The 24,097-nt window shown below is 63.6% G+C and carries 18 protein-coding genes and 1 pseudogene; 7 read left to right on the plus strand and 12 right to left on the minus strand.

What is annotated here, in order from left to right:
- Positions 1-12 precede the first annotated feature (12 nt).
- From HOY34_RS11570 to HOY34_RS22560, 4 genes and pseudogenes are all read left to right on the plus strand, one after another.
- Complete coding sequence (locus tag HOY34_RS11570) at positions 13-459, plus strand: DUF6636 domain-containing protein (RefSeq protein ID WP_172362975.1); 447 nt, start codon at positions 13-15, stop codon at positions 457-459.
- Between the two features lie 51 nt (positions 460-510).
- Positions 511-1,566, plus strand: a complete 1,056-nt coding sequence (gene prfA / locus HOY34_RS11575; RefSeq protein WP_172362977.1) for a peptide chain release factor 1 — start codon at positions 511-513, stop codon at positions 1,564-1,566.
- Positions 1,563-2,390, plus strand: a complete 828-nt coding sequence (prmC, locus tag HOY34_RS11580) for a peptide chain release factor N(5)-glutamine methyltransferase (RefSeq protein ID WP_172362979.1) — start codon at positions 1,563-1,565, stop codon at positions 2,388-2,390. The genes prfA and prmC overlap by 4 nt, the downstream gene beginning before the upstream one ends.
- Before the next feature lie 263 nt (positions 2,391-2,653).
- Positions 2,654-2,909: pseudogene (locus HOY34_RS22560) on the plus strand (DUF4167 domain-containing protein); the annotation flags it as partial.
- Between the two features lie 997 nt (positions 2,910-3,906).
- Here the strand turns inward: HOY34_RS22560 and rsmA are convergent.
- From rsmA to lptF, 5 genes are all read right to left on the minus strand, one after another.
- The gene (gene rsmA, locus HOY34_RS11590; RefSeq protein WP_172362981.1) at positions 3,907-4,752 is read right to left on the minus strand and encodes a 16S rRNA (adenine(1518)-N(6)/adenine(1519)-N(6))-dimethyltransferase RsmA; all 846 of its coding nucleotides are present in this window, start codon (positions 4,750-4,752) and stop codon (positions 3,907-3,909) included.
- Positions 4,753-4,787: 35 nt separating this feature from the next.
- The gene (locus HOY34_RS11595) at positions 4,788-6,089 is read right to left on the minus strand and encodes a peptidylprolyl isomerase (protein ID WP_172362983.1); all 1,302 of its coding nucleotides are present in this window, start codon (positions 6,087-6,089) and stop codon (positions 4,788-4,790) included.
- A 208-nt stretch (positions 6,090-6,297) separates the two neighbouring features.
- Complete coding sequence (locus tag HOY34_RS11600; RefSeq protein ID WP_172362985.1) at positions 6,298-8,514, minus strand: LPS-assembly protein LptD; 2,217 nt, start codon at positions 8,512-8,514, stop codon at positions 6,298-6,300.
- A gap of 1 nt (position 8,515) precedes the next feature.
- Positions 8,516-9,613 carry an LPS export ABC transporter permease LptG gene (gene lptG, locus HOY34_RS11605; RefSeq protein WP_172362987.1) on the minus strand — a complete coding sequence of 366 codons (1,098 nt, stop codon included), beginning with the start codon at positions 9,611-9,613 and terminating at the stop codon, positions 8,516-8,518.
- Positions 9,610-10,758, minus strand: coding sequence for an LPS export ABC transporter permease LptF (gene lptF / locus HOY34_RS11610; protein ID WP_172362989.1), 1,149 nt, complete (start codon positions 10,756-10,758; stop codon positions 9,610-9,612). The genes lptG and lptF overlap by 4 nt, the downstream gene beginning before the upstream one ends.
- A gap of 282 nt (positions 10,759-11,040) precedes the next feature.
- Here lptF and HOY34_RS11615 point away from each other — a divergent pair, with 282 nt between their 5' ends.
- Both HOY34_RS11615 and HOY34_RS11620 read left to right on the plus strand, forming a co-directional pair.
- Complete coding sequence (locus HOY34_RS11615; RefSeq protein WP_172362991.1) at positions 11,041-12,510, plus strand: leucyl aminopeptidase; 1,470 nt, start codon at positions 11,041-11,043, stop codon at positions 12,508-12,510.
- A 7-nt stretch (positions 12,511-12,517) separates the two neighbouring features.
- Complete coding sequence (locus HOY34_RS11620) at positions 12,518-12,985, plus strand: DNA polymerase III subunit chi (RefSeq protein ID WP_172362993.1); 468 nt, start codon at positions 12,518-12,520, stop codon at positions 12,983-12,985.
- Positions 12,986-13,022: 37 nt separating this feature from the next.
- Here the strand turns inward: HOY34_RS11620 and HOY34_RS11625 are convergent, their stop codons facing one another.
- From HOY34_RS11625 to HOY34_RS11655, 7 genes are all read right to left on the minus strand, one after another.
- Entirely contained in the window at positions 13,023-13,598 is a 576-nt protein-coding gene (locus HOY34_RS11625; RefSeq protein WP_172362995.1) for a retropepsin-like aspartic protease family protein, read from the minus strand.
- Positions 13,599-13,688: 90 nt separating this feature from the next.
- Positions 13,689-14,309 (minus strand): MarC family protein, encoded by a 621-nt coding sequence (locus HOY34_RS11630; RefSeq protein WP_172362997.1) that lies wholly within the window; start codon positions 14,307-14,309, stop codon positions 13,689-13,691.
- A 189-nt stretch (positions 14,310-14,498) separates the two neighbouring features.
- Positions 14,499-15,098 (minus strand): nitroreductase family protein, encoded by a 600-nt coding sequence (locus tag HOY34_RS11635; protein ID WP_216654725.1) that lies wholly within the window; start codon positions 15,096-15,098, stop codon positions 14,499-14,501.
- Positions 15,099-15,226: 128 nt separating this feature from the next.
- Positions 15,227-17,074 (minus strand): ABC-F family ATP-binding cassette domain-containing protein, encoded by a 1,848-nt coding sequence (locus HOY34_RS11640; RefSeq protein ID WP_172362999.1) that lies wholly within the window; start codon positions 17,072-17,074, stop codon positions 15,227-15,229.
- A gap of 188 nt (positions 17,075-17,262) precedes the next feature.
- Positions 17,263-17,823, minus strand: coding sequence for an acetolactate synthase small subunit (gene ilvN, locus HOY34_RS11645; RefSeq protein WP_172363001.1), 561 nt, complete (start codon positions 17,821-17,823; stop codon positions 17,263-17,265).
- A gap of 108 nt (positions 17,824-17,931) precedes the next feature.
- Entirely contained in the window at positions 17,932-19,680 is a 1,749-nt protein-coding gene (locus HOY34_RS11650; RefSeq protein ID WP_172363003.1) for an acetolactate synthase 3 large subunit, read from the minus strand.
- Between the two features lie 470 nt (positions 19,681-20,150).
- Positions 20,151-20,993 (minus strand): arginyltransferase, encoded by an 843-nt coding sequence (locus tag HOY34_RS11655; RefSeq protein WP_172363004.1) that lies wholly within the window; start codon positions 20,991-20,993, stop codon positions 20,151-20,153.
- A 298-nt stretch (positions 20,994-21,291) separates the two neighbouring features.
- On the opposite strand from HOY34_RS11655, the gene HOY34_RS11660 reads away from it, so the two are divergent.
- Positions 21,292-24,078 carry a [protein-PII] uridylyltransferase family protein gene (locus HOY34_RS11660; RefSeq protein ID WP_172363006.1) on the plus strand — a complete coding sequence of 929 codons (2,787 nt, stop codon included), beginning with the start codon at positions 21,292-21,294 and terminating at the stop codon, positions 24,076-24,078.
- Positions 24,079-24,097: the final 19 nt, after the last annotated feature.

Genomic DNA, 24,097 nt, shown 5'->3' on the forward strand with positions numbered 1-24,097 from the left:
GGGTGTAACATCTTGCCGATAAACGGATATTCGATTTTTCTGGCGGCGGCTTTGGCTGCTGCGCCCCTTTTCGCCACTTCGGCCCGGGCCGATGACAGCGATTTCTTCCTCAGCCCCACAGGCAATATCCATTGCCTCTATGATGACGGCGATTATGGCGATCAGAAACAGTCGCCATGGCTGCGCTGCGATATGGTGCAGGCCACCCAGACCTATACAACCCCGCCTGAGGGCTGCGATCTGGACTGGGGCACATCTTTCTATGTCGGTGACACGGGTCGGGCCGGGCTGACCTGCCACGGCGATACGATCCAGAACCCGAACGGCCGGGTGCTGCCCTACGGCGAAAGCATCACCTTCGACACCATCCGCTGCAAATCAGAGCGCAGCGGCGTCACCTGCCGCAACCTTGATGGCCATGGCTTTACCCTGTCACGGGCAAAGCAAAAGCTGTTCTGAGGCAGGCAGATCCCCTTGACCGCAGGCCCACATCACGGCAGGGGTTGATCCATGCTGCCAATGGACAAACTCGCCCGCATCACCCAGCGTTTCGAATATGTCGAGGCGCGTCTGAACGCAGGCGCCTCTGCCGCCGAGATCGCGGGGCTCAGCCGCGAATATTCCGATCTGAAATCCGTCGTCGCCGGGATTGAGGCCTGGCATCGCGCCAGCCAGGATCTGACCGACGCCGAGGCGATGCTGGCGGATCCCGAAATGCGGGCGCTGGCCGAGGAAGAGCTGCCCCGCCTGCGGGCCCTGCTGCCAGAGATGGAGCATCAGCTGCGCTTAGCGCTTTTGCCCAAAGATGCCGCAGATGAGCGCGCCGCGATCCTGGAGATCCGGCCCGGCACAGGCGGCGAAGAGGCCAGCCTTTTCGCGGGCGATCTGGCGCGGATGTATCAGCGCTATGCCGAGGGCCAGGGCTGGCGCTTTGAGGTGCTGGAAAGCCAGCTTTCCGATCTGGGGGGCGTGAAGGAATTCACCGCCCATATTCAGGGCGCGGGCGTCTATGCGCGCCTCAAATACGAATCGGGCGTCCACCGTGTGCAGCGGGTGCCAGAGACCGAGGCCGGCGGGCGCATCCATACCTCTGCCGCGACCGTTGCCGTGCTGCCAGAGGCCGAAGAGGTCGATATCGACATCCCCGCCAGCGACATCCGAATTGATACGATGCGGGCCTCGGGCGCGGGCGGCCAGCATGTGAACACCACCGACTCGGCGGTCAGGATCACCCATATTCCCACGGGGATCATCGTCACCTCATCCGAGAAGTCGCAGCACCAGAACCGCGCCAATGCCATGGCGGTGCTGCGGGCCCGGCTTTATGAGCGCGAGCGTGACCGTCTTGACGCCGAACGCGCGGCGGATCGGAAATCCCAGGTCGGCTCTGGCGACAGGTCTGGACGGATCCGCACCTATAACTTCCCGCAAGGAAGGATGACCGACCACCGCATCAACCTGACGCTTTATGCGCTGACGCAGATCATCCAGGGCGACCTGGGTGAGGTGATCGACGCGCTGATCGCCCATGACCAGGCCGCACGCCTGGCCGAGGAAGGGCTATGAGCGCGAAACTGGCGCTGATCCCGGCCATCGCCCGCCTGAGGGATGCAGGCGTCGAGGATCCGGCCCGCGATGCGCGGATCCTGCTGGCCCATGCGATGGGCATCGGGGCGGATCGGCTGACGCTGCATCTGACCGACCCGCTGCAGGCACCTGCTGCCGCCCGGTTTGAGGCGGCGATCGCGGATCGCGCCGCCCGCCGCCCGGTCTCTCAGATCATCGGCAGCCGGCTGTTCTATGGGCGGCGTTTCATCGTGACCGCCGACACGCTGGACCCGCGCCCCGAGACTGAAATCCTGATCGAAGAGGCGTTACGCGCCCCCTTTGACACCGTGCTTGATATTGGCACCGGCACCGGGGCGATCCTGCTGACCCTTTTGGCCGAACGCCCGCAGGCCCAGGGCATGGGCTCTGACCTTTCGGCGGCGGCGCTGGCTGTGGCGGGCCGCAATGCCGGGGCGCTGGACCTTTCGCCCCGCGCCCGGTTTCAGCAGACCAGCTGGCTTGAGGGCGTCAGCGGGCGCTTTGATCTGATCGTCTCGAACCCGCCCTATATCGCGCTTGCGGAAATGGCCGGGCTTGAGCCCGAGGTCCGCGAGCACGAGCCGCATCTGGCGCTGACCGACGGGGCTGACGGGCTGACCGCCTACCGCGAGATCACCGCCCAGGCCCCCGAACATCTGGCCCCGGGCGGGCGGCTGATCTTTGAGATCGGCTTTGCCCAGGGCCAGGCTGTTGCGTGGCTGATGGCAGATGCGGGGCTGCGCGATATCCGGGTGATTGCCGATCTTGCCGGGCATGACCGGGTGGTCTGCGGCTGTCTTTAAGCCCGATGACTGCTGGGTTTTCACCCATTGAATCCGGCAAAACCGCAACTATATGCAAATTCTGTGTAAAAACACCGCCGCTGGCAGCACGTTCAGGCAGAATCATCTTGCCAGCCTGTCGCCTGCGTGGTTTAGCAGACGAATGTGGAGGATTTAGCGCGCAACGTGCTGTCCCTGCAAAAACCCGATCCCGCCCCAATCTCTTTTTGTCGCCTGAAGCGGCACTGATGGGGGCCACGGTGATCCCTGGATATTAGGCAAAGATGCGCTCTTCCAAGAAACGCTCGCGTTCCAGTCAGAACCGCCCGCGCTCGCTCGGCAATATCGTCAATCGTGTGTTCGATTCGTCGGGGCCAGAGGGTAAGGTGCGCGGGACGCCGCAGCAGATTATCGAGAAATACCAGACGCTGGCGCGTGACGCCCAGCTGTCGAACGACCGCGTGGCAGCAGAGAATTTCCTCCAGCATGCCGAGCATTACACCCGCATGCTGGCCGAGGCGCAGCGTGAACTGGCAGCCGAGCAGGAAGCTCGGCAGCAGCAATATCAAAACAGCAACCAGAATGGCGGCCAGAACTCTGGCAATCCGCAGTCTGGCAATCCGCAGTCTGGAAATCCGAACTCTGGTAACCAGAACGCGGGCAACCAGAATGGCGGCAATCAAAACGGTGGCAATCAAAACGGTGGCGGCCGCGACTATCGTGAGCGCAACGAGCACCGCAATGATCGGGGCGACCGCAATGATCGGAGCGACCGTGGTGACCGCGCCGACCGGGGCGAGCGCAACGACCGGGGCGAGCGCGAAAACCGCAATGATCAGCGCCCGCCACGCGATGAGAACCGCCAGCCCGCAGCCGCTCAGGTGATTGATTTCGGCGGCGAGACCAGCGGCCTTGTCGATCTGCCAGAGAGCAATCAGCCCGAAAGCAGGGCGACCGGGGCCCGCAGCAGTGCTGAGGATGCAGCGGATACGCCGCTTTTCGCATCGGCCCGCAATGAGACAGAGGCGGATGGCGCCGTGACAGAAGCAGCGGCGGCGCCTGCTGCCCGTGCACGCAATACCCGTGCACCGCGTCGTGAAAGCGGTGCGGATGCGGGCGCGACCGGGAATGCCGATGGTGCGAAAGCCCCGCGCAATCAGATCCGCCAGCCGCGCCGCGATGCTGCGGCAGCCGAAGCCACGGGCGAGGGCGAAGGCCCTGGCGAAGCCGGTGTCGCATCGGCTGATGAGGCGCCAAAGCCCCGTCGTCAAAGCCGCGCGCGTAAGGCCGATGTTGCGGCTGACAGCAATGGTGCCCCTGAGGCGGCCGAGTAAGCGGGGCCAATGCGGGCCGGATGGATTGATCATCCTGGCCCGTCTGCCCTGGCGGCCTGGTCCCTGGCGGCCTGGATCGCGTGCCACGCGTGATAAGCCTGAGATAAGTTCAGACGTGATACATTCAAAAGCCGCCCGGTTCGGGGCGGCTTTTTTCGCAACTGTGCCTGGTGGCGGTGGAGGGCCGGCCCCGCTTTGCGGCCTCAGGGGGCCTCGGCCAGATTGCGGGCGAGGGCGCAGAACTGCTCCAGTCCGATTTCCTCGGCCCGTGCCGTGGGCGCGATGCCTACGGCCTCCAGACGCGCCTCGATATCGGGGCCCAGGCCTTTCAGCGATGAACGCAGCATCTTGCGGCGCTGACCAAAGGCCATCGTCGTCACCCGGTTCAGCACCTTGCCATCGGCAGGAAAGCGCGGCTCTTCCAGCCGGGTCAGATGCACCACGGCAGAATGCACCTTGGGCGCGGGCGTAAAGGCCTCGGGCGGCAGCGACATCACGATCCGCGCATCGGCCCGCCAATGAACCAGCAGCGCCAGCCGCCCATAGTGATCACTGCCCGGCTTTGCGATGATCCGCTCGGCCACTTCTTTCTGGAACATCAGCGTCAGGCTCTGCCAGAAGGGGGGCCAGATCGTCGGCGAAAGCCAGCGGATCAGCAGTTCCGTCCCCACATTATAGGGCAGGTTTGACACGATTTTGACCGGAGGCGTCAGATGCGCCGCCATATCCAGTTCAAGCGCGTCGCCCTGCAACACGCTGAGGCGGCCGGGATAGGCCTCGGCGATTTCCTGCAGCGCGGGCAGCGCCCTTGGGTCTTTCTCGACCGCAACCACGCGCCGCGCACCTTCGGCCAATAGGCCGCGCGTCAGCCCGCCGGGGCCAGGCCCGACCTCAAGCACGTCAGAGCCGCTCAGATCACCGGCCGAGCGGGCGATCTTTGAGGTCAGGTTCAGATCGAGCAGAAAATTCTGCCCCAGCTGCTTTTTGGCGACCAGATCATGCGCCCGGATCACCTCACGCAGAGGCGGCAGCCCGTCGATTGTTGCCATGAAACACCTCCTGCAGAGTTGCGCGGCGGCAGGGGTCAGGGGTGGCGGATGATCGCGGCGTGGCGCATTTCCTCGAGATAATTCTCGGCCAGACCATCCAGCTTCTGGTTCATGACGATCTCTTTGACGCGGTCGCGGTTCGGGGGCGGATCCATGATCGGCTCGCGCTTGCAAAGCATGATCAGCCTGCGCCAGCCATCCCCGCGCGAGGTCGTGGTGAACTCGCCGATATCCAGTTTGGACAGCGCGATAGCCACATCCTGGGGCAGCTCTGAGACGGGCTGTTCCTTGACCGTCATATTGGCGGGCGGCAGGTTTTTCACCAGCGCGTAAAGATCATTGCAGCTGTCGGTGCCGGCGCTGATCCGGCCCAGCTCTTCGGGGGTGTCGGGGAACAGAAGATTGGCCCATTCGACCTTAACGCTGATCGGCGCGGCCTTTTCATCCATGGCAATCGCGCGCAGCTGGAACAGAACCACCGCGCCCGGCACCGCAATCGGGGCCGAGGTCTGGCCGGGCGACAGCGCCAGCAGCTGGGTGGCAATCGGGCCGGGCAGGTTGGAAAGCTGCAGCCACTCGGGCACCCGGCCGCCATTCGGCGCGGTAGGCGCGGCGGAATAGTTGCGGGCGGCGGCGGCAAAAGCGCCCTCGCTGCGCAGATCCTGCGACAGGCGCTGCGCCTGCGCCATTGCGGCGTCTTCGTTGCCGGGTTCGGCCGGGATCACCAGCTCTGAGACCTGCACCTTCATCGCCTTTGGACGGGTGCTGGCGGCCAGGTATTTGTCGACATCCGCCTCTGAGGCAGGGACGCGGTTCGAGAAACGATCCCGCACGATCTTGCGCCAGACTGCGCCCGCCTGGACGAAATCACGATAGGTTTCGGCCGAGATCCCGGCCTTTTGCAACTCGCCGACCAGCTGATCGGCGGTCATGCTTGCGCGGCCTGCGAATTCTTCCATGCCTGCGGTCAGCTCTTCTGGCGTCAGCTTCACGCCCAGCCGCTTTGCCTCGCTCATGCGCAGACGGTCGTCGATCAGCGATTTCAGCGCCTCGGCCTCGGGGTCGCCGGGGGCGTTCAGCACCTGCATGAAGCGGGCACGCTGCTGCACCTCAAACTCGGTGATCACCTGGTCATTGACATAGACGCGCGGCGCGAAAAGGTTCTGCGCCATCGCAGGCGGGGCGCTCAGCGCCAGCATGGGCAGGCCGGGCGCGGCCGCCGTCATTCCGGCCAGGGCCAGCGCAAGGATCTGCATCCGCAGGGGCTGCGCTTTTGCGGCCCGCGCTTTGATCATGCGGCGATCCGCGTTGCGCGAAGTTTTATCAGCTTTTGCCATCTGTCTGACCGTCTGCCCGTATAAGTGCTGTCGCATAAGTTCTGTCGTATTCCTGCCGTCTATGCCTGCCATTCCCACAGGCCCGGTGCAAGGGCCAGGCGCTGATGCAGGCCGGGATCGGCAATCGTCGTCCTTGTTCACTCTGGCCCATTCGTTTCGGTTTGGCCCGTCTGGTCTGATCCGCCGCATCGCACAGGCGAATACACCCTCAGTAACAGCGCCGCGCCGGGCCTGCCGCCTTGCCGCTGCCAAAGCCGATCAGATCCACCGAGAGGCCGAAGGATGTGGTCGGGTCCACACTAGCCGAGGTGGTGAAACGGCGCGAGAGCGAAAGATCGACGACCACGCATTCATTGCGATACTCAAAGCCTACGCCGGCAATGGTGCCGCGGTTCTCGTCGAAGTCATAGCGGCCCTCGGCCTTGGCCCGCAGCGCCGGATTGACCGTCCAGGCGGCATCGAAGGTCAGCTCGCGGGTGGGGTCGGGGCGATTCTCCTGGGGATCGGCAATCGACCACAGCGCCGACGAGGACAGCGTCAGCCAGTCATTCGAGGAAGAGATCCGCAGCTCGGCCTTGGTTGGGTCCATATCGTCGCCGATCACCGTGCGCCCGCTGGCCGAGATGCCATTGGGCAGGTTGATTGCAGCCGCCAGCAGCCAGTCGGAATGCATCCCGTTCAGACCCGAGGCATTGCTGAAATTGTCGGTGTCAGAGCGGCGAAAGACCTTGCCCATGGTGAAGGTGGCATTCCAGCCTGCCGGATCATAGCGCGTCCAGCTGAGGCCGACATTGGCGCGGCTGGATTGTTCAATCGCGTCAGAGCCGGGAAAGCGATCCAGCGACCAGATATTGCCCTCGTCAAATTCGACCAGCACCGAATCCTCATTGGGCAGGCCAGAGCGGTCGCGGGTGGCACCGATCAGCTGCACCACCGGCTCCAGCACATGGGTTGCGCCACTGGCGGCAGCCTTGACCAGCGGCCAGCGCAGCTCCAGCCCGGCGGCGGCATGGCTGCGGGTATAGCGCCCCTCGAAAACCGCATCCTGGCGCAGGCGGTAGGCATCGACCTGTGCCTCACCCAATAGCGTGGCCACAAGGCCCTGATCCGAGACAAAGCTGCGCCGCCAGTCGAAGCGCGCCGAAAGGCGGCTGACATCGCGCCCGTCCGAGATACGGCTGAGTGCGCCTGCGGGCCGGGTTATATATGGGCTGGATGAGGTGCGGTAATGCGAGTGCCATTGCAGCCGGAAACCGCCCATCCCGCCCAGGGGCCCCAGCGAAAAGCGGCGCTGCAGCGTGGCATCGCCCACCAGGGATGGCAGGGTATTGTTGTCCTCATCATCCCTCAGCGACTGGAAGCTGACCATGCGCGCCGAGAAAAAGCCGTTGCGGCGCACCCGGCTGACCTCAACCCGGCTGTCGAGGCGGTCGGCATCGGAATAGCCGTAGTCCAGCAGATAGGCATTGTCCGAGGTGGTCTGGATGTCAAAGGACAGCCGGAAATCTTCGGGCAGGCGAAAGCCGCCGCGGGCGCGGAACCAGCCGCGGGTGTCGTCGTCGGTCAGCCGGTCATTGGTCAGCGCCCCTTCCAGCTCAATCGCGCCGGTGCGAAAGGCCTGGCGGTAGCGCAGCTCGATGGTCTGGCTGTCGCGGGTGCTGAGATAGGGGGTGATGGTCAGATCGCGGCTGTCACCAAGCGCGATGAAATAGGGCAGTTTCAGCCCGGTCCCCAGCGTCGAGGTGGTGCGCAGGCGCGGCGCCAGAAAGCCCGTGGCGCGGTCAAGCGTCGGGTCTGGCAGGCGCAGGCGCGGAATATAGGCCACGGGCAGGCCTGCGACGCGGAACTGGGCGTTTTCAAAGAAGATCATCCGCTCTTCTTTGTCGTGGATCACCCGTTTTGCGCGGATTTCCCACAAAGGGGTGGGGCGGGCGGCGCAGACCTTGCACGAAGAGGCCAGCACATTGTTCATCGCCGTATAGCGCCCGCCGACGCGGGCGATATTCCCGGCCGCCAGCTGCAGCTGACGGTCATAAACGACGCGGGCGCTTTGCAGGATCCCCTCAGACATATCGGTCGAAAGCTCGGCCTGTGAGGCCAGGATCACCACGCCGCCGGTGGCATCAGTCAGGGTCAGCGGCCCCTCGATCTGCAGGCGGTCGGTTGATTTGTCATAGATCACGCGGCTTGCGGTCAGGCGCTGGCCGTCCTGAAAGACCTCGACCTTGCCAGAGGCGATCAGGCGGTTTTCGCTGGCAATCTCAAGCCGGTCAGAGATCAGGGTGGCGCGTTTTGCCTCATCCGGCTGGCTGTGGTCTGTCGTGCTGTCAGCCGTGTCGAAGCCCTGGGCGAAAAGGGCCGCGGGGGCTGCGCTGCTGCACAAAAGCGCGATGGTCAGTGTTGCAAACAGGCGGCGAAACCGCATCTCAACCGTCCTCCAGATGCAACAACAAACCAAGCGCCAGCATAACCGCCGCGACGGGCGGGCTCCATGCGGCAAGAGATACCGGAATTTGCCCGCTCTCGCCAAGGGCCTGCGCGAAATTGCGCAGGAAAAACAGCGCAAAGCCCGCAAGGATGGCGTAAAGCACACGGATCCCGGTCTTTCCGGCCCTTGTATGGCGCATGGTAAAGCCCGCAGCGACCAGCACCATGGCGGTCAGCAAAAGCGGTTGGGCCAGCTCCATCTGGAACCAGAGTTTGTAGGATCGTGCTGAGAACCCCGCCTGTTCCAGTCCCTTGATATAAGAGGGCAGCTGCCAGACCGGCACCGCCGAGGGGGTGCCGAAACTGTCGCGGATCCGCTCTGGCGTCAGGTCAGAGGGCAGACGGGTGCCATCGGGCCAGCTTTGCACCGACAGCTCGGGATTGGCGGCGGAAAGGTTCCAGACCCGCGCCCCCTCCAGCGACCAGGCGCCGGGCAAAAGACGGGCCTGACGGGCCTCGATCCGGGTGACGGGCAGGCCCTCCTGGCCAAAGGTCAGGAAGGTGACGCCGCTGAGTTCAGTGCCGTCGAAATTGGCGCGGGCGGCCTGGATCACTGTCTGGCCATAACTGCCGCCCTGGCGCAGCCAAAGCCCCGAGTCAGAGACCGAAAGCACCGAACTGCCCTCGGCCGCATAGCGGGCCGAAAGGTCGTCATAGGCCCGCGAGGTGGCCGCAACCAGCGGGTTCAGCACCGCAACCGCCAGCACCCCGATCAGCGTTGCCACCACCACAGGTGCCGCCAGAAACCGCAGCCCCGAGCGCCCGGCGGCCCGCACCACCACCAGCTCGGACGAGCGTGCCAGCGACAGGAAAAGCGCAATCGCCCCCATCACGAAGATCAGCGGCAAAATGCGGTAAAGCGTTTCGGGCACATTCAGCAGCGAGAGGTGAAAGGCATTGCCGAGGCTTGCGCCCTTGCCAGAGAATTTGCGCAGCTGCTCGATCATGTCGATCAGCATCAGAATGCCGAAAAACACCAGGAAAACCTGACCCACCGTCATGGCAAAGCGGCGTGTGATGTAGAAAGACAGTGTCATGCGCGCGCCTCACTGTCCGTGCCGCCATCGGCGGCTTTGTTCCTGATCCGGCGGGGTCTGCCTGCAACCCACAAAAGGATCACCGACAGGATCGCGCCTGCCAGCGGCGCGGCATAGACCAGCGGCCAGCGGGCCTCAGATCGCAATGCGGCACCGGATCCGGCGGTTGATACCAGCTGCATCAGGATGATCAGCACCACCGCGCCGGCAATCTGTTTCCACAGGCCAAAGCGCGAATAGCCCCCCAGCATCAGCGCCGAAAAACCCAGAAGCGGCGCGACAAGGCCCAGAAGCGCGCTGGAGATCCGGCCATGCCCCTCTTCCAGCAGTTTGGCGCGGCCCTCTCCGGTCTCATCCTGCACGGCCTGATCGGCACGCAGCAGGGCAGGCGTCGGCATCTCGCGCAGATTGCGGGTGCCGCTGGCCCTGACATTGATGATCCCCGCCATATCAAGGGTGAAATCGGCAAAGCGGGTGACGGAAAGCCTGCGATCCTCATCGCGGGTCACGCTTTGCGCCATGCCGTCCAGCATCACCAGCCGCGGCGCGGGATCGCCGCGCACGATCAGCGCCTGGCGGGCGGTATAGGTGACGCGCTCTTTCGGATCACGCTCATCGGTCAGGAAAATATCGTTCAGCTCGCCTTGCTGGCTGATCTCGCGGATGTAAAGCGTGACGCCATCGGCCGGATGCATGAAGCGCCCCTCATTGAGGAAACGCGCGGTGATGTTCTCGGATATCTCGGCCGAGCGTTCCGACAGTCGCGCCTGGCTTTGCGGCACCAGGAAATTGGTCAGCACCATCTGCATGCCAAAGACGCAGATCCCGAAGAACAGCACCGGACGCGCCAGCCGGAACGCCGAGAACCCGGTGGCCTGCATCACCACCAGTTCCGAATCCTGCATCAGCCGGTTGATCGCATAAAGGCAGGCCGCAAAGGCCGAGACAGGCAGCACCAGCCGGATCACATTTGGAAGTGTCAGCAGCGAAAACTCGACAAAGACCAGCGCCGTCTGACCGTCACCGATCAGCTGGTCAAACAGCCCTACAGCCCGATTGACCCAATAGACCGCCACCAGCACCAGGCTGAAAAAGCCGAACAGGGCCAAAAGCTGAGACAGAAGGTAACGGTCGAATTTCGACAAGTTTAATCTCGCCTGAGGTTCTGGTCAGATTTCCTGGTCCGCATTTAGGCCCGAAGGCGGCAGACCCGCAAGCGACAGATCGGATATTTGGCGCAACTGCGGGCGAAAACCCGCTTTCGGCCGGGCTGGGGGCCGGGCGGCGAAAATTCTGCGGTCGTTAAAACTGATCTCTGGTCAAGCCCGGCGCAGAGGTCTAGCTTTGCGCGAAGGGCAGGATCCAGGGGGCCAGGAGGTCGGGATCCGCTGCTGCCCGAGTTGATTTTTTGACAGGAAAACAAAACCATGTCGCAACCAGTTCAGATCCGGTTTGAAGAGGCGCAAGAGGCGGATCTGACCGCTCTCACCGGGCAGATCGCCATTTTTGCCGATGCAGCCGCCCCTTTGTCGCCGCTTGCACGCAAGCTGGACCGGGCGGCGAAGGGCGCTTTCAGCCGGGCCGTCGCCTCTGACGCCTTTGCAAAGCTGAAGCCCGGCGAAGGGCTTGAGCTGGCTTTCCCCGCAGGCCTTGCCGCTGATGCGGTGCAGATCCTGCGCCTGCCCAAACGCACCGATACCCAGGCCGCCCGCAAGGCAGGTGCGGTGATCGGTGCTGCGCATCGCAGCCAGCCGCTGACCGTCCTGGCCGAGGGGCACCCGAAAAGCGCCGAGATCGCCTTTGGTCTGGCGATCAGGGCCTATGAGTTTGAGATCTACCGCTCGGGCGAGAAAAAGCCCTGGGGCCCGGTCGCGTTCCGGGTGACGAAGCCCGAAGAGGTCGCGGCCAGTGCGGCCCCGCTGGCGGCCCTGGCGGAAGGGGTGTTCTTCACCCGCGATCTGATCAATGAGCCCGCCAATGTGCTGACGACATTCGAGTTCGCCGCCCGGCTGGCCGCCATGCAGGAGCTGGGTCTTGATGTCGAGATCCTTGAGGAAGAAGAGCTTGAACGGCTTGGCATGCGGGCGCTGCTGGGGGTCGGGCAGGGGTCCGAGAGCCCCTCGAAAGTGGTGGTGATGCAATGGCGCGGCGGCGCGAAGGATGAGGCTCCGCTGGCGCTGATCGGCAAGGGCGTCTGTTTCGACACTGGCGGTATCAGCCTGAAGCCTGCCGCCGGCATGGAAGATATGGTGATGGATATGGGCGGCGCTGGCACGGTGGCGGGCGTTATGCGCACCCTGGCCCTGCGCAAGGCCAAAACCAATGTCGTGGGTATCGTTGGCCTGGTTGAGAATATGCCCGATGGCCGTGCGCAGCGCCCCGGCGATGTGGTGAAGTCCATGAAGGGCGACACGATCGAGGTCATCAATACTGACGCCGAGGGCCGTCTCGTGCTGGCCGATGTGCTTTGGTATGCGCAGGAGCGTTTCAGCCCGCGTGGCATGATCGATCTGGCGACGCTGACGGGGGCGGTGATTGTCGCGCTTGGCAATGAGAATGCGGGCGTGTTCTCGAATGATGACACGCTTTGCAACGCCTTCCTGAAAGCCGCCGAGGCCGAGGCCGAGGGCGCCTGGCGTCTGCCTCTGGGCGACGCCTATGATGCGATGCTGAAAAGCCGCGTCGCCGATATGCGCAATTCCTGTGGGCGCGAGGCGGGCTCGATCACCGCGGCGCAGTTCCTGCAGCGGTTCGTGAAGGCCGATATGCCCTGGATCCACCTGGATATCGCGGGCACGGCCTGGGCGAAATCGGGCACCGCTTTCAGCCCCAAAGGTGCGACGGGCTGGGGGGTGCGGGCGCTGAACCGCCTGATCCAGGATCGGTTCGAGGGCTGAGGGGCCGATGGGGGCTGTCAAATTCTATCATCTGACCGGCCGCAGCCTTGTTGAGGCTGCGCGCCCCATCCTGACCCAGGCGCTGGCCCAGGGCTGGCGGGTCATGATGCGCAGCCCCTCGCGCCCGCTGTTGCAGGAGCTGGATCTTCAGCTTTGGCAGCCGAGCGTCAGCTTCCTGCCCCATGGCCTGGAGGGCGGCGCGCATGACAGCACGCAGCCCGTGCTTTTGGGGGCGGGGGCGGCGGTCAATGGGGCAAAGGCGGTCATGCTGCTGCCTGGCGCGGTGATCGACCCGGACGAGGCCGCCCGGATGGAGCGGGTCTGGCTGCTGTTTGAGGATGCCGATGATCAGCAGATGAAGGCAGCCCGCCAGGAGTGGAGGGCGGTGGTGGCCGCAGGTCTGGTGGCGGAATACTGGTCGGATGAAACCGGACGTTGGGTGATGAAAACCTCAACCGGCGGCGCGGCGGGCTAAGACGGCTGGCCTTCCGGCGGGCGCGGCTATGCCTTTCTCAGCGCGTCAGGATCATCCGGTCGCCCTCAATGCGGATCGAAAAGCGGCGCAGGTAATCCATGCCCAGCAGCGAGCCGTCCATCTCGCCCTCATTGACCCAGGCATCGACACCGTAATCGTCGAAGGGCCCAAAGCTCACCTGATCCAGCCCGACGCGGGCGGTGCGCACGATGCCATTGGCGGTAGAGGCCTCACCGAAATAGCGCAGCTCATCAGGGTGAAAGCCCAGCCGTTCGGCGTCTTTCTGGGTCAGCACCATATTGGTCGCTCCGGTATCGACCATGAAAAACACCTCGGTCTGATTGATGTCGATGGCGGCGTAGAAATGGCCATCAGCGGCGCGACGCAGCACCATCTCGCCCGCATCGCTGGCCATCTGGCGCGGGCGGCTGCCGGAGTTGATGTCCTGCCACAGCCCATATCCGGCGGCGAGGCCGACAAAAATCAGCCCCCAGGCCGCAAAACTGCGCATCGCCACACCCATGCGGCCGCGATATTCAACCATCATCCAGCCACCAAGGGCCGCCAGCAACAGGCTGAGATAAACAAGGCGCGGCCACAGTTCTGAATCCATCACTCTCTCCGATTGCGCGCGGCGCAGCTGCTTTGGGGCGCGGCCAATGGGCCGGAGTATGGGCGAAAGCCCTGCATTGGGAAAGGGTGTTCAGCCCGCAATCAGGCCGGTCTGGCGCACCCCGTCGATCACGAATTGCACAGAAAGCGCGGCCAGCAGCATCCCCAGCAACCGGGTGATCACCACGGTTCCGGTGCGGCCCAAAAGCCGCTCGATCGGTGGTGAGGCCAGCAGGAACAGGAAGGTGACCAGCATGATTGCGCCCAGCAAAAGGATCACCCCCAGTTTGGCGCTGATCCCGTCGCCCGCCTGGCCCATCAAAAGGATCATGGTGGCAATCGCGCCGGGGCCCGCGATCAGCGGTGTGGCCAGCGGAAAGACCGAAGGATCATGATCAGGGTCGGGAAGCTGCCCCTCACGCCGCTGGGTGCGGCGTTCAAACAGCATATCCAGCGCGGTCAGGAACAGAAGAATGCCGCCTGCGATGCGGAAGGCGGGCATTGAGATGCCGATAAAGCCAAGGATCTTTTCGCCAAACAGCCCAAAGACCAGCAAGAGGAAGGCCGCGATCAGGCAGGCGCGCCGCGCCATTGCACGGCGGCGGGCGGTATCCATCCCCTGGGTCAGGGCGATGAACAAAGGCACCAGTCCTGGCGGGTCGATCACCACGAAAAGCGTGGCAAAGGCGGTAATAAGAAATGCACTGTCCATATGTGACTGTCAGCGCCGCAGGCGGGCCAGGTCAAGGAAAATCATCGTAAAAACCGGGCTTTCGCCCTGAAATGCGAAAAGGGGAAGGCGGCTGGCCTTCCCATTTGTCTGACTGTGATCATCTGGCCCGGCGACAGCACGATGCTCAGGCGTAGCTAACGCCGGGCCCAGGCGGGACTTATGCCAGGCTTACTTGCCCAGGGTTACAAAACGGCCTTCATCGGCGATGAAGCTTTTCTCCTGGAAGCCAGCCTCATTCGAGCCAAAGGGAAGCTGCGCCTGCAGTTTCCAGCTGGCGGGGATGTTGAACTCTTTGGCGAAGGGCTCGTCGGCGATCGGGCTGTAGTGCTGCAGGCTGCCGCCGATGCCCTCTTCGGCCAGGGCGGTCCAGACGGCGATTTGCGCCATGCCTGCCGAATGCAGCGAGAAGCCGGGGAAGGCCTCAGCGTAAAGCGGGTAGTTTTCCTGCAGGCCTTTGATGGTGTCCTGGTCTTCATAGAACAGAACGGTGCCAACGCCTGCGGCAAAGCTTTTCAGCTTGGCCTCGGTGCCGGCGAATTGCTCGGCGGGAAGGCAGGCGCGCAGCACATCGGCGATCAGCGCCCAGGCTTTCTCGCTGCGCTCACCGAACAGGATCACGGCCCGCGCGCTTTGCGAGTTGAAGGACGAAGGCGAGAGGCGGATCGCCTCTTTGATCAGCGCCTCGATCTCATCATTCGAGAGCGAGACATTGCGGCCAAGCGCATATTGCGAGCGACGTTTGGCAAGAAGTTCGAGCGTTTTCGACATTATCCGAAGCCTTAACAGATGCCGCCGCAGCGGCGTTTTCGTTGCCGCAAAGAAACGCCCTGATCAGAAGAATTTCAACCCAGGACAACTGTGCACAGGCGAACAACCCGGGTTCATCTGTGCGTCAGTTATGGATTGGCTTTCTCCAGCGCCTCCTGGGCCTTCATCCAAAGCGCCTCGGCACGGTCAAGCGCCTCCATCACCTCGGCGTATTTGCGATTCCAGACCCCCAGGTCGCCCTTACGGTCATCCTCATAAAGCGCGGGATCGGCCAGTTTTACCGCCAGTTTGGCGCGCATATCCTCGATCTTGGCGACACGCTCTTCGCATTTCCTGAGTTCCGCCTTCAGCGCCGAGATCTCTTCGCGGCTGGCTTTCTTCGGCTTTTCAACGGCTTTTGCAGGCTTTTGCGCCTCATCCGGGGTCAAAAGCAGGCGGCGGTAATCTTCGAGATCGCCATTATAGGGCTCGACCGCGCCGCCTTTGACCAGCCAGAGCCGGTCGGCCACCAGGCTGAGCAGATGCATGTCGTGGCTGACCAGGATCACCGCACCGGAGTATTCGGTCAGCGCCTCGACCAGCGCCTCGCGGCTTTCAATGTCGAGGTGGTTGGTCGGCTCGTCGAGGATCAGCATATGCGGCGCGTCGATGGTGGCAAGCAGCAGCGAAAGCCGCGCCTTCTGGCCGCCTGAAAGCCGCCCAACGGCGGTTTCCGCCTGATCCGCGCCAAGGCCGAAGCCCGCCAGCCGCGCACGCAGCTTCGCCTGATGCTCAGACGGGCGCAGACGCTGGATATGCTGCAGCGGCGTCTCGTCGATATAAAGCTCATCAACCTGGTGCTGGGCGAAATAGCCAATCCGCAGCTTTGACGAACGTGTGACGGTGCCGCCCGCTTCCTTCAGCTTGCCCGCAAGCAGTTTGGAAAGGGTTGATTTCCCCTCTCCATTGCGGCCCAAAAGCGCGATGCGGTCATCCTGGTCGATCCTGAGCGACAGTTTCTTCAGAACCGGCGGCCCGTCATAGCCGACGCTCGCACCATCCAGCGTCAGAATGGGGGGTGAAAGCTCTTCGGGCTCGGGGAAGGTGAAAACCGTCTTCGCCGCATCCTCTGGCGCGGTGATGGTGGTCATCTTTTCCAGCATCTTCACCCGGCTTTGCGCCTGGGTGGCCTTTGAGGCCTTGGCCTTGAAACGGTCGACGAAGCTTTGCAGATGGGCGCGGCGTGCCTCTTGCTTTTTCGCCTCGGCCGCCTGAACGGCGCGGCGCTCGGCCATCTGGCGGGCGAACTGGTCATAGCCGCCCTGCCAATAGGTCAGTTTGCGGTTGTCGAGATGCAGGATGCCCTGGACGGCGCGGTTCAAAAGGCCGCGATCATGGCTGATGATGATCACGGTATGAGGGTATTTCTGAAGGTAGGCCTCCAGCCAGAGCGCGCCTTCGAGGTCAAGATAGTTGGTCGGCTCGTCGAGCAGCAAGAGGTCGGGCTGGGCGAACAATACGCCCGCCAGCGCCACGCGCATCCGCCAGCCGCCTGAAAAGGCCGAGCAGGGCATCAGCTGCTTCTCGGCATCAAAGCCCAGGCCGCGCAGGATCGCCGAGGCGCGCCCCTCGGCCGACCAGGCGTCGATATCGGTCAGCCGGGCCTGGATCTCGGCAATGCGCGCGGGATCGGTTGCAGTGCCGGATTCCTCGATCAGAGCGGCCCGCTCGGTATCGGCGGCAAGCACTGTGTCAAGCAGCGTGGTCTCGGAGGAGGGCACCTCTTGCGCAACGCCACCGATTTTGGCGCGGGCGGGCAGGCTGATCTCGCCGCCCTCCAGCGCCAGCTGGCCGCGGATCAGGCGAAAGAGCGTGGTCTTGCCGGCACCATTGCGCCCGACAAGACCGACCTTATGGCCGGTCGGAATGGTGGCAGAGGCGCCTTCAAAGAGCGGGCGGCCTTCGACGGAATAGGTGATGTCAGAGATGCGTAACATGCGCCCCGCCTTGCCAGCGCGGCGGGCGAAGGTCAACGGGCATCATTGTGCAGAACGCAGTTTGTAAATGAAAGCGGAGAGCGGCCATCGCCTTTTCCACGGACCGCTTCGCGATCCACAGAAAAGGCGATGGCGGGGGCGGGCGCGCTTCGCGCGCCCGCGGTTGCGCCCATTGTGGGGCGTGTCGCTCAGAGCCCGCGCGAAAGGGCGGCAACCCCGGTCCGGGCGATCTCTGCCAGCCCAAGCGGGCGCATCAGATCGGCAAATGCGTCGATCTTGTCGGGCGTTCCGGTCAGCTCAAAGACAAAGCTTTCCAGGCTGGTATCGACGACCTTGGCACGGAAGATCTCACACAGGCGCAACGCCTCGATCCGCTGATCTCCCTTGCCGACCACCTTGAACAGCGCCAGCTCGCGCTGCACGCTGGGCCCTTCGGCGGTCAGGTCATGGACGGCATGTACAGGCACCATCCGCGACAGCTGAGCCTCTATCTGATCGATGACCGCAGGCGTCCCGCGCGTCACGATGGTAATCCGCGAGCGGTGCCCGGTATGATCGACCTCGGCCACCGTCAGGCTGTCGATATTGTAACCGCGTCCTGAAAACAGCCCGATCACCCGCGCCAGCACGCCTGGCTCATTCTCGACGATAACTGCCAGCGTATGGCTTTCCTCGACCTCAGAGTGATGGTCGCGGAGGTCATAGGCCGAATGGCTCGTCGAGCCCTTTTTGATCTTAAGCGCAGACATCTGCTGCCCTTTCATTTTCTGTCTCTAAATATCCCGGGGTGGGACCATTGATTTCGCCATTGGTTCGAGAAACCAATGGTCTTGGGGGGCAGAGCCCCTGGCACGATCTCACACCAGCACAGCGCCTGACTTGAACGCATCCGCATCCGCCGAAAGCAGCATCTCATTATGCGGCTTGCCCGAAGGGATCATCGGGAAACAATTCTCATGCTTCTCAACCAGGCAATCAAAGATCACCGGCCCCTCATAGCGGATCATCTCCATGATCGCGTCATCCAGATCCTTCGGATCCGAGACCTTCAGCCCTTTGCACCCGAATGCTTCGGCCAGTTTCACGAAATCGGGCAGGCTTTCCGACCAGCTGTGCGAATAGCGCTCGCCATGCAGCAGCTCCTGCCACTGGCGCACCATGCCAAGCCGCTCATTGTTCAGGATGAACTGCTTTACCGGCGCGCGGAACTGCATCGCGGTGCCCATCTCCTGCATGTTCATCAGCCAGGAGGCCTCACCCGCCACATTGATCACCAGCGCGTCCGGATGCGCGACCTGCACACCGATCGAGGCCGGAATGCCGTAGCCCATGGTCCCAAGGCCGCCAGAGGTCATCCAGCGGTTCGGCTCTTCAAAGCCCAGGAATTGCGCGGCCCACATCTGGTGCTGGCCGACCTCGGTGGTGATGTAGCGGTCCATCCCCTTCGTCAGCGCCTCAAGCCGCTGCAATGCGTATTGCGGTTTGATCGTGCTGGCCGAGGGCGTGTAGGACAGGCAGTTCACCGCCCGCCATTCATTGATCTGCGCCCACCATTTCGCCAGGCCCTCTTTGTTGACCTTGCGCCCGCGCGCCTTCCAGATCTTCAGCGCATCTTCCAGCACATGGCCAACATCGCCCAGGATCGGCAGATCGACCCGGATCACCTTGTTGATCGAGGAGGGATCAATATCGATATGCACCTTCTTCGATTTCGGCGAGAAATCCGCCACCCGGCCCGTGATCCGGTCATCGAAACGGGCACCGACATTGATCATCAGATCGCAGCCATGCATCGCCAGATTGGCCTCATAAAGACCATGCATGCCCAGCATGCCCAGCCAGGCCTTGCCGCTGGCCGGATAGGCGCCCAGGCCCATCAGGGTCGAAGTGATCGGAAAGCCCGTCGCCTCGACAAACTCGCGCAGCAACTGGCTTGCGCCTTTGCCCGAGTTGATCACGCCGCCGCCGGTATAGAACAGCGGGCGCTCGGCGGTTTCCAGCATCTCAACCATGCGGGTGATCGCCTCGATATCGCCCTTCACGCGCGGCTGATAATGCGAGACCCTGGCCTTTTCCGGCGCGGTATAGGGGCCGGTGGCGAATTGCACATCCTTGGGGATATCAACCAGCACCGGGCCCGGACGGCCCGATTTCGCCACATGGAAGGCCTGGTGAATGGTATCCGACAGCTTGTCGGTCTCTTTCACCAGCCAGTTCATCTTGGTGCAGGGGCGGGTGATGCCGACGGTGTCAGCCTCCTGGAAGCCGTCGGTTCCGATCATGAAGGTCGGCACCTGGCCCGAAAGCACGATGATCGGAATGCTGTCCAGCAGGGCATCGGTCAGGCCGGTCACCGCATTGGTTGCGCCCGGGCCCGAGGTCACCAGCGCCACGCCCACCTTACCGGTGGAACGCGCATAGCCCTCGGCCATATGCACCGCGCCCTGTTCGTGGCGCACCAGGATATGGCGGATGTCGTTTTGCTGGAAAATCGCGTCATAGATCGGCAGGACAGCGCCGCCGGGATAGCCGAACACCACCTCGACGCCCTGATCCTTCAGCGCCTGAACCACCATCTTCGCGCCGGTCATCACCTTTGCTGTCATCGCCTTCACCGTATTCCTCTCACCGACACCAGGCCGGCCGTTCAAAACAAAAAGCCCCCGAGGGTCAATCCGGGGGCGCATGGGGATCTGTTATGGCAACCGTTACCGGCCCATGCGCCAATCCCCGACGACTACAAGAATTCTGTCCATCCGTCTCTCTCCTGTGCCGCAAAGCAGCACCCCGTGTCGCAAGCCCTGCCGCAGGTTTCTCCGGGCGTCTGGCCCGGTTCTGCCTGGTCTGCGGGGAAATTAGGCAAGCGCTTTCGGGGCGTCAACCGCAAATCAGCATGGAATCTGTCGCTGATGTCAGAAAATTGGTAATTTTCTTTCAATCATCCGGGGTGACGCTGGAATTATCGCAAATTCCGGGGCGGTTTTGCGCAATCCGGCGGCGGATGGCCCTGGCAGGTTATCTCTGGCAGGGGCCAGGATCACCTTTTTCTTCGGCGGCCCTTCGCCAGCCAGCGGGCTCAGGTGCCGCGGGCCTCTGGCAGGCTGATTTTCGCCACCTGCTCGGCAATCGGATCAACCGACAGCGGGTGCAACTCGGCCCGGTGATCGGCGGGATCACCCAGCGGCACCCATTGCCCGCCCTTGAAAATCTCCAGCGCGTCAAAGCCCGCCTTATAGCCCATCTTGCGCGAGCCGGGCACCCAATAGCCCAGATAGACATAGGGCAGGCCGGCATCGCGGGCGATCTCGATATGGTCGAGGATGATATGGCTGCCCAGCGAGCGATGCGCGAAATCGGGGTCGTAGAAGGAATAGACCATCGAAAGCCCGTCATCGAAAACATCGGTCAGGCAAACGGCGGTCAGGCGCTCGCCATAGTCGCCGCCTGTCTCGCCCGTGGCGGCCGGGCGGGTATATTCGATAACCCGCGAGCGGATCGGCGTTTCCTCGATCATCGCGGCGAACTCAAAGATATCCATATCCGCCATGCCGCCATCGGCGTGGCGGGTGTCAAGATAGCGGCGGAACAGCTGGAACTGATCCTCGGTCGCCCAGGGGCTGGTGGCATTGCGGGTCAGATCGGCGTTCTTCTTCCAGATCCGCCTTTGGGTGCGGGTGGGCTGGAAATCGGCCACCCGGATCCGCGCCGAGAGGCAGGCCGAGCATTCCGCACAAGAGGGGCGGTAAAGCACATTCTGGCTGCGGCGAAACCCCTGCTTTGACAGCGCATCATTCAGACGCTGCGCATGTTCGCCCTGCAGGGCTGTGAACAGCTTACGCTCCATCCGGCCGTCCAGATAGGGGCAGGGCTGGGGCGCAGTCACATAGAATTGCGGGGCGATGGGAAGGGTGTGGCGCATCGGTTTCGGTTTCGGATTTGCCCGGGCGGGCGGGGATGGGTCTGGGTCGCTGTGGTGGTCCGTTCTGGTGGTCGGCTGTTGTGATAGCGGCAGGCAGGATCTGCAAAGGCATCGTGCAGGCGTATGCCGCAGCCGCCTGTGGCACCCATTTCGGCGAAGCCTATCAAGGGCAATTCCATCCGACAACAGCACAATTGCGGCAAAATGCGCCGTCAAATGCGCCGTCAATCGGCGCGAAGTCACCGCCAGCCCGAAACGGGTGATTGACCACCATCGCGCCACCCCGCATTTTGCGCCCATGTCAGACGCTTCATTCGCCACCCGCATCATCCGCCAGCCCATCGCTTTTGATCCCGCCGCCGGGGCTGAGGTGGCGGCCGAATTTGGCGATCTCGCGCCGGAGTTGCGCGATCTTATGGGGCAGAGCGCCGGATGCTCGCCCTATCTGCGCGGGTTGATGGAACGTGAGGCAGACTGGATCCGCGCCGCCCTTTCCGGGGCACCGGAACTGGCGCTGGCCTCACTGCTGTCAGAGCCGCGCGAGGCGGGGCTGGATACGCTGGGCGCGGCGCTGCGCCAGGCCAAGCGCCGCGCGGCGCTGCTGGCGGGCCTGTGCGATCTGGGGGGCGTCTGGTCTTTGGAAGAGGTGACCGGGGCGCTGACGGCGCTGGCCGATACCGCCGTTGATCTCAGCGTCAAATGGCTGGTGGCCGAGGAAATCCGGCGCGGCAAACTGCCCGGAGCCGAACCCCATGACGCCGAGACCGCAGGCGGCATGACCGTGCTTGCCATGGGCAAAATGGGCGCGGGCGAGCTGAACTATTCCTCAGACATCGACCTGATCTGCCTTTTCGACCAGGAGCGTTATGGCGAGGACTGGGCCGAGGCGCGCGCCTCTTTCATCCGCGTCACCAAAAAGATGACCTCGATCCTTTCCGATGTGACATCAGAGGGTTACGTCTTTCGCACCGATCTGCGCCTGCGCCCCGATGCCTCGGTGATGCCGGTCTGCCTGTCGATGGCCGCCGCCTATAACTACTATGAGGCCGAGGGCCGCACCTGGGAGCGTGCCGCCTATATCAAGGCCCGCCCCTGTGGTGGCGATCTTGAGGCCGGGGCGCGGTTCCTGAAATCGCTGACCCCTTTCGTCTGGCGCAAGCACCTTGATTATGCGGCGATCCAGGACGCCCATGACATGCGGCTGAGGATCCGCGAGCATCGCGGGCTGAATGGCCCGCTGGCGGTGGAAAACCACAATATGAAGCTGGGTCTTGGCGGCATCCGCGAGATCGAGTTCTTCACCCAGACGCGGCAGCTGATTGCGGGCGGGCGTGACCCGGATCTGCGCGATCCGACCACGGTGGGCGGGCTTGCGGCGCTTTCGGCCAAAGGCTGGATCCCGGGTGATGTGGCGGCAGAGCTGACCGCGCTTTACCGCAGCCACCGCGAGGTCGAGCACCGTCTGCAGATGGTCGGCGATCAGCAAACCCAGACCATGCCCCCCACGCCCGAGGGCGTCGCGCGGATCGCGGCTTTCATGGGCGAAAGCGACGCGAATTTCCGCGCGGGCCTGCTGGCACGGCTTACCCGCACCGATGAGCTGACCGAGGGCTTTTTCGCCCCCGATGAAGGTGTCGAGGCGGGGCCAGAGCTTTCCGATCACGCCAGAAACATCGTGGCGGCCTGGGCGAATTACCCCTGTCTGCGCTCAGATCGTGCGCAGCAGATCTTCCGCCGCCTGCGGCCGCAGTTCCTGAAATCCATTGCAGGCGCGGCCAACCCCGATGAGGCGCTGGTGGCGCTGGATGGTTTTCTGGCGGGCCTGCCTGCCGGGGTGCAGCTTTTCTCGCTGTTCGAGGCCAATCCCTCGCTGGTCGATCTGATCATCGACATCGCGGGCACCGCACCTGGCCTGGCACTTTATCTGTCGCGCAATGCCTCGGTGCTGGATGCGGTGATCGGCGGCTCGTTCTTTGAGGCCTGGCCGGGCGCGCGGGGGCTGGGCTCTGACCTCTCGCGCCGTCTGGGTGAATTGCACGATTATGAGCGCCGCCTCGATGAGGCGCGGCGCTGGATGAAGGAATGGCATTTCCGCATCGGCGTGCATCACCTGCGCGGGCTGATCGACAGTTTTGAGGCGGGCAAACAATATGCCGATCTGGCCGAGGCCGTTGTGGTCGCGCTTTGGCCGGTGGTTACGGATGAATTCGCGGGCAAGCACGGCCCGCTGCCGGGCAATGGCGCGGCGCTTCTGGGCATGGGCAGCCTGGGCGCGGGGCGGCTGAATGCGGGCTCTGACCTTGATCTGATCCTGATCTATGACGCCGGCGAGGCCGAGCAATCCGAGGGCCGCCGTCCGCTGCCGGTGCGCACCTATTACGCGCGGCTGACCCAGGCGATGGTGACCGCACTTTCGGCGCAGACGGCAGGCGGGAGGCTTTATGAGGTCGATGTGCGGCTGCGCCCCTCGGGGCGGCAGGGTCCGGTTGCGACCTCGCTGAAGGGCTGGCGTGACTATCAGATGAATGAGGCCTGGACATGGGAGCATCTGGCCCTGACCCGCGCCCGTGTGCTGGCGGGCGCCCCCGACCTGGGCGCGCAGATCGAAGCGGCGCGGCGCGAGGTGATCGCGCTGAAGGGGCAGGGCGCCGCGGTGCGCGAGGATATCGCCGCGATGCGTCAGCGTCTGCAGGATGCCAAACCCGCCAAAAGCCCATGGGAGACCAAAAATGGCCCCGGCCGTCTGATGGATATCGAACTGGTGGCCGAGATGGCGGCGCTGATCACCGCCAATCCCGCCCGCCCGGTCGAGCGTCAGCTGGCTGGCGCGAAAGAGGTTCTGTCCAAATCTGACCAGGAAGAGCTGGCGAAATGCTGGCGGTTCCTGTGGTCGCTGCATTGCGCGGCGCGGCTGTTGTCGGACGGCCCGCCCGATCCGGCGGCTCTGGGCGAGGGGGGGCGGGCGTTCCTTCTGCGCGAGACCGGGGAAAGCGACACAGAGACGCTTCTGGCCAGGCTTGGGTCGGTGGTGGACCTTGCGGGCAGGCTTTGCGCAGGGCAGTTTACAGTCACAGAAAACGGGTGACGGGCACCATGGGGAGACG

It is taken from the genome of Pseudogemmobacter hezensis (genome assembly GCF_013155295.1).
GTDB lineage: Bacteria > Pseudomonadota > Alphaproteobacteria > Rhodobacterales > Rhodobacteraceae > Pseudogemmobacter > Pseudogemmobacter hezensis.

Excerpts from the sequence above, each read along its gene's own strand:
- prfA (WP_172362977.1), top strand. The coding sequence starts at position 511 with ATGCTGCCAATGGACAAACTCGCCCGCATCACCCAGCGTTTCGAATAT.
- prmC (WP_172362979.1), top strand. The coding sequence starts at position 1,563 with ATGAGCGCGAAACTGGCGCTGATCCCGGCCATCGCCCGCCTGAGGGAT.
- rsmA (WP_172362981.1), bottom strand. The coding sequence starts at position 4,752 with ATGGCAACAATCGACGGGCTGCCGCCTCTGCGTGAGGTGATCCGGGCG.
- HOY34_RS11595 (WP_172362983.1), bottom strand. The coding sequence starts at position 6,089 with ATGGCAAAAGCTGATAAAACTTCGCGCAACGCGGATCGCCGCATGATC.
- HOY34_RS11600 (WP_172362985.1), bottom strand. The coding sequence starts at position 8,514 with ATGCGGTTTCGCCGCCTGTTTGCAACACTGACCATCGCGCTTTTGTGC.
- lptG (WP_172362987.1), bottom strand. The coding sequence starts at position 9,613 with ATGACACTGTCTTTCTACATCACACGCCGCTTTGCCATGACGGTGGGT.
- HOY34_RS11615 (WP_172362991.1), top strand. The coding sequence starts at position 11,041 with ATGTCGCAACCAGTTCAGATCCGGTTTGAAGAGGCGCAAGAGGCGGAT.
- HOY34_RS11620 (WP_172362993.1), top strand. The coding sequence starts at position 12,518 with ATGGGGGCTGTCAAATTCTATCATCTGACCGGCCGCAGCCTTGTTGAG.
- HOY34_RS11625 (WP_172362995.1), bottom strand. The coding sequence starts at position 13,598 with ATGGATTCAGAACTGTGGCCGCGCCTTGTTTATCTCAGCCTGTTGCTG.
- HOY34_RS11630 (WP_172362997.1), bottom strand. The coding sequence starts at position 14,309 with ATGGACAGTGCATTTCTTATTACCGCCTTTGCCACGCTTTTCGTGGTG.
- HOY34_RS11635 (WP_216654725.1), bottom strand. The coding sequence starts at position 15,098 with ATGTCGAAAACGCTCGAACTTCTTGCCAAACGTCGCTCGCAATATGCG.
- HOY34_RS11640 (WP_172362999.1), bottom strand. The coding sequence starts at position 17,074 with ATGTTACGCATCTCTGACATCACCTATTCCGTCGAAGGCCGCCCGCTC.
- ilvN (WP_172363001.1), bottom strand. The coding sequence starts at position 17,823 with ATGTCTGCGCTTAAGATCAAAAAGGGCTCGACGAGCCATTCGGCCTAT.
- HOY34_RS11650 (WP_172363003.1), bottom strand. The coding sequence starts at position 19,680 with ATGACAGCAAAGGTGATGACCGGCGCGAAGATGGTGGTTCAGGCGCTG.
- HOY34_RS11655 (WP_172363004.1), bottom strand. The coding sequence starts at position 20,993 with ATGCGCCACACCCTTCCCATCGCCCCGCAATTCTATGTGACTGCGCCC.
- HOY34_RS11660 (WP_172363006.1), top strand. The coding sequence starts at position 21,292 with ATGTCAGACGCTTCATTCGCCACCCGCATCATCCGCCAGCCCATCGCT.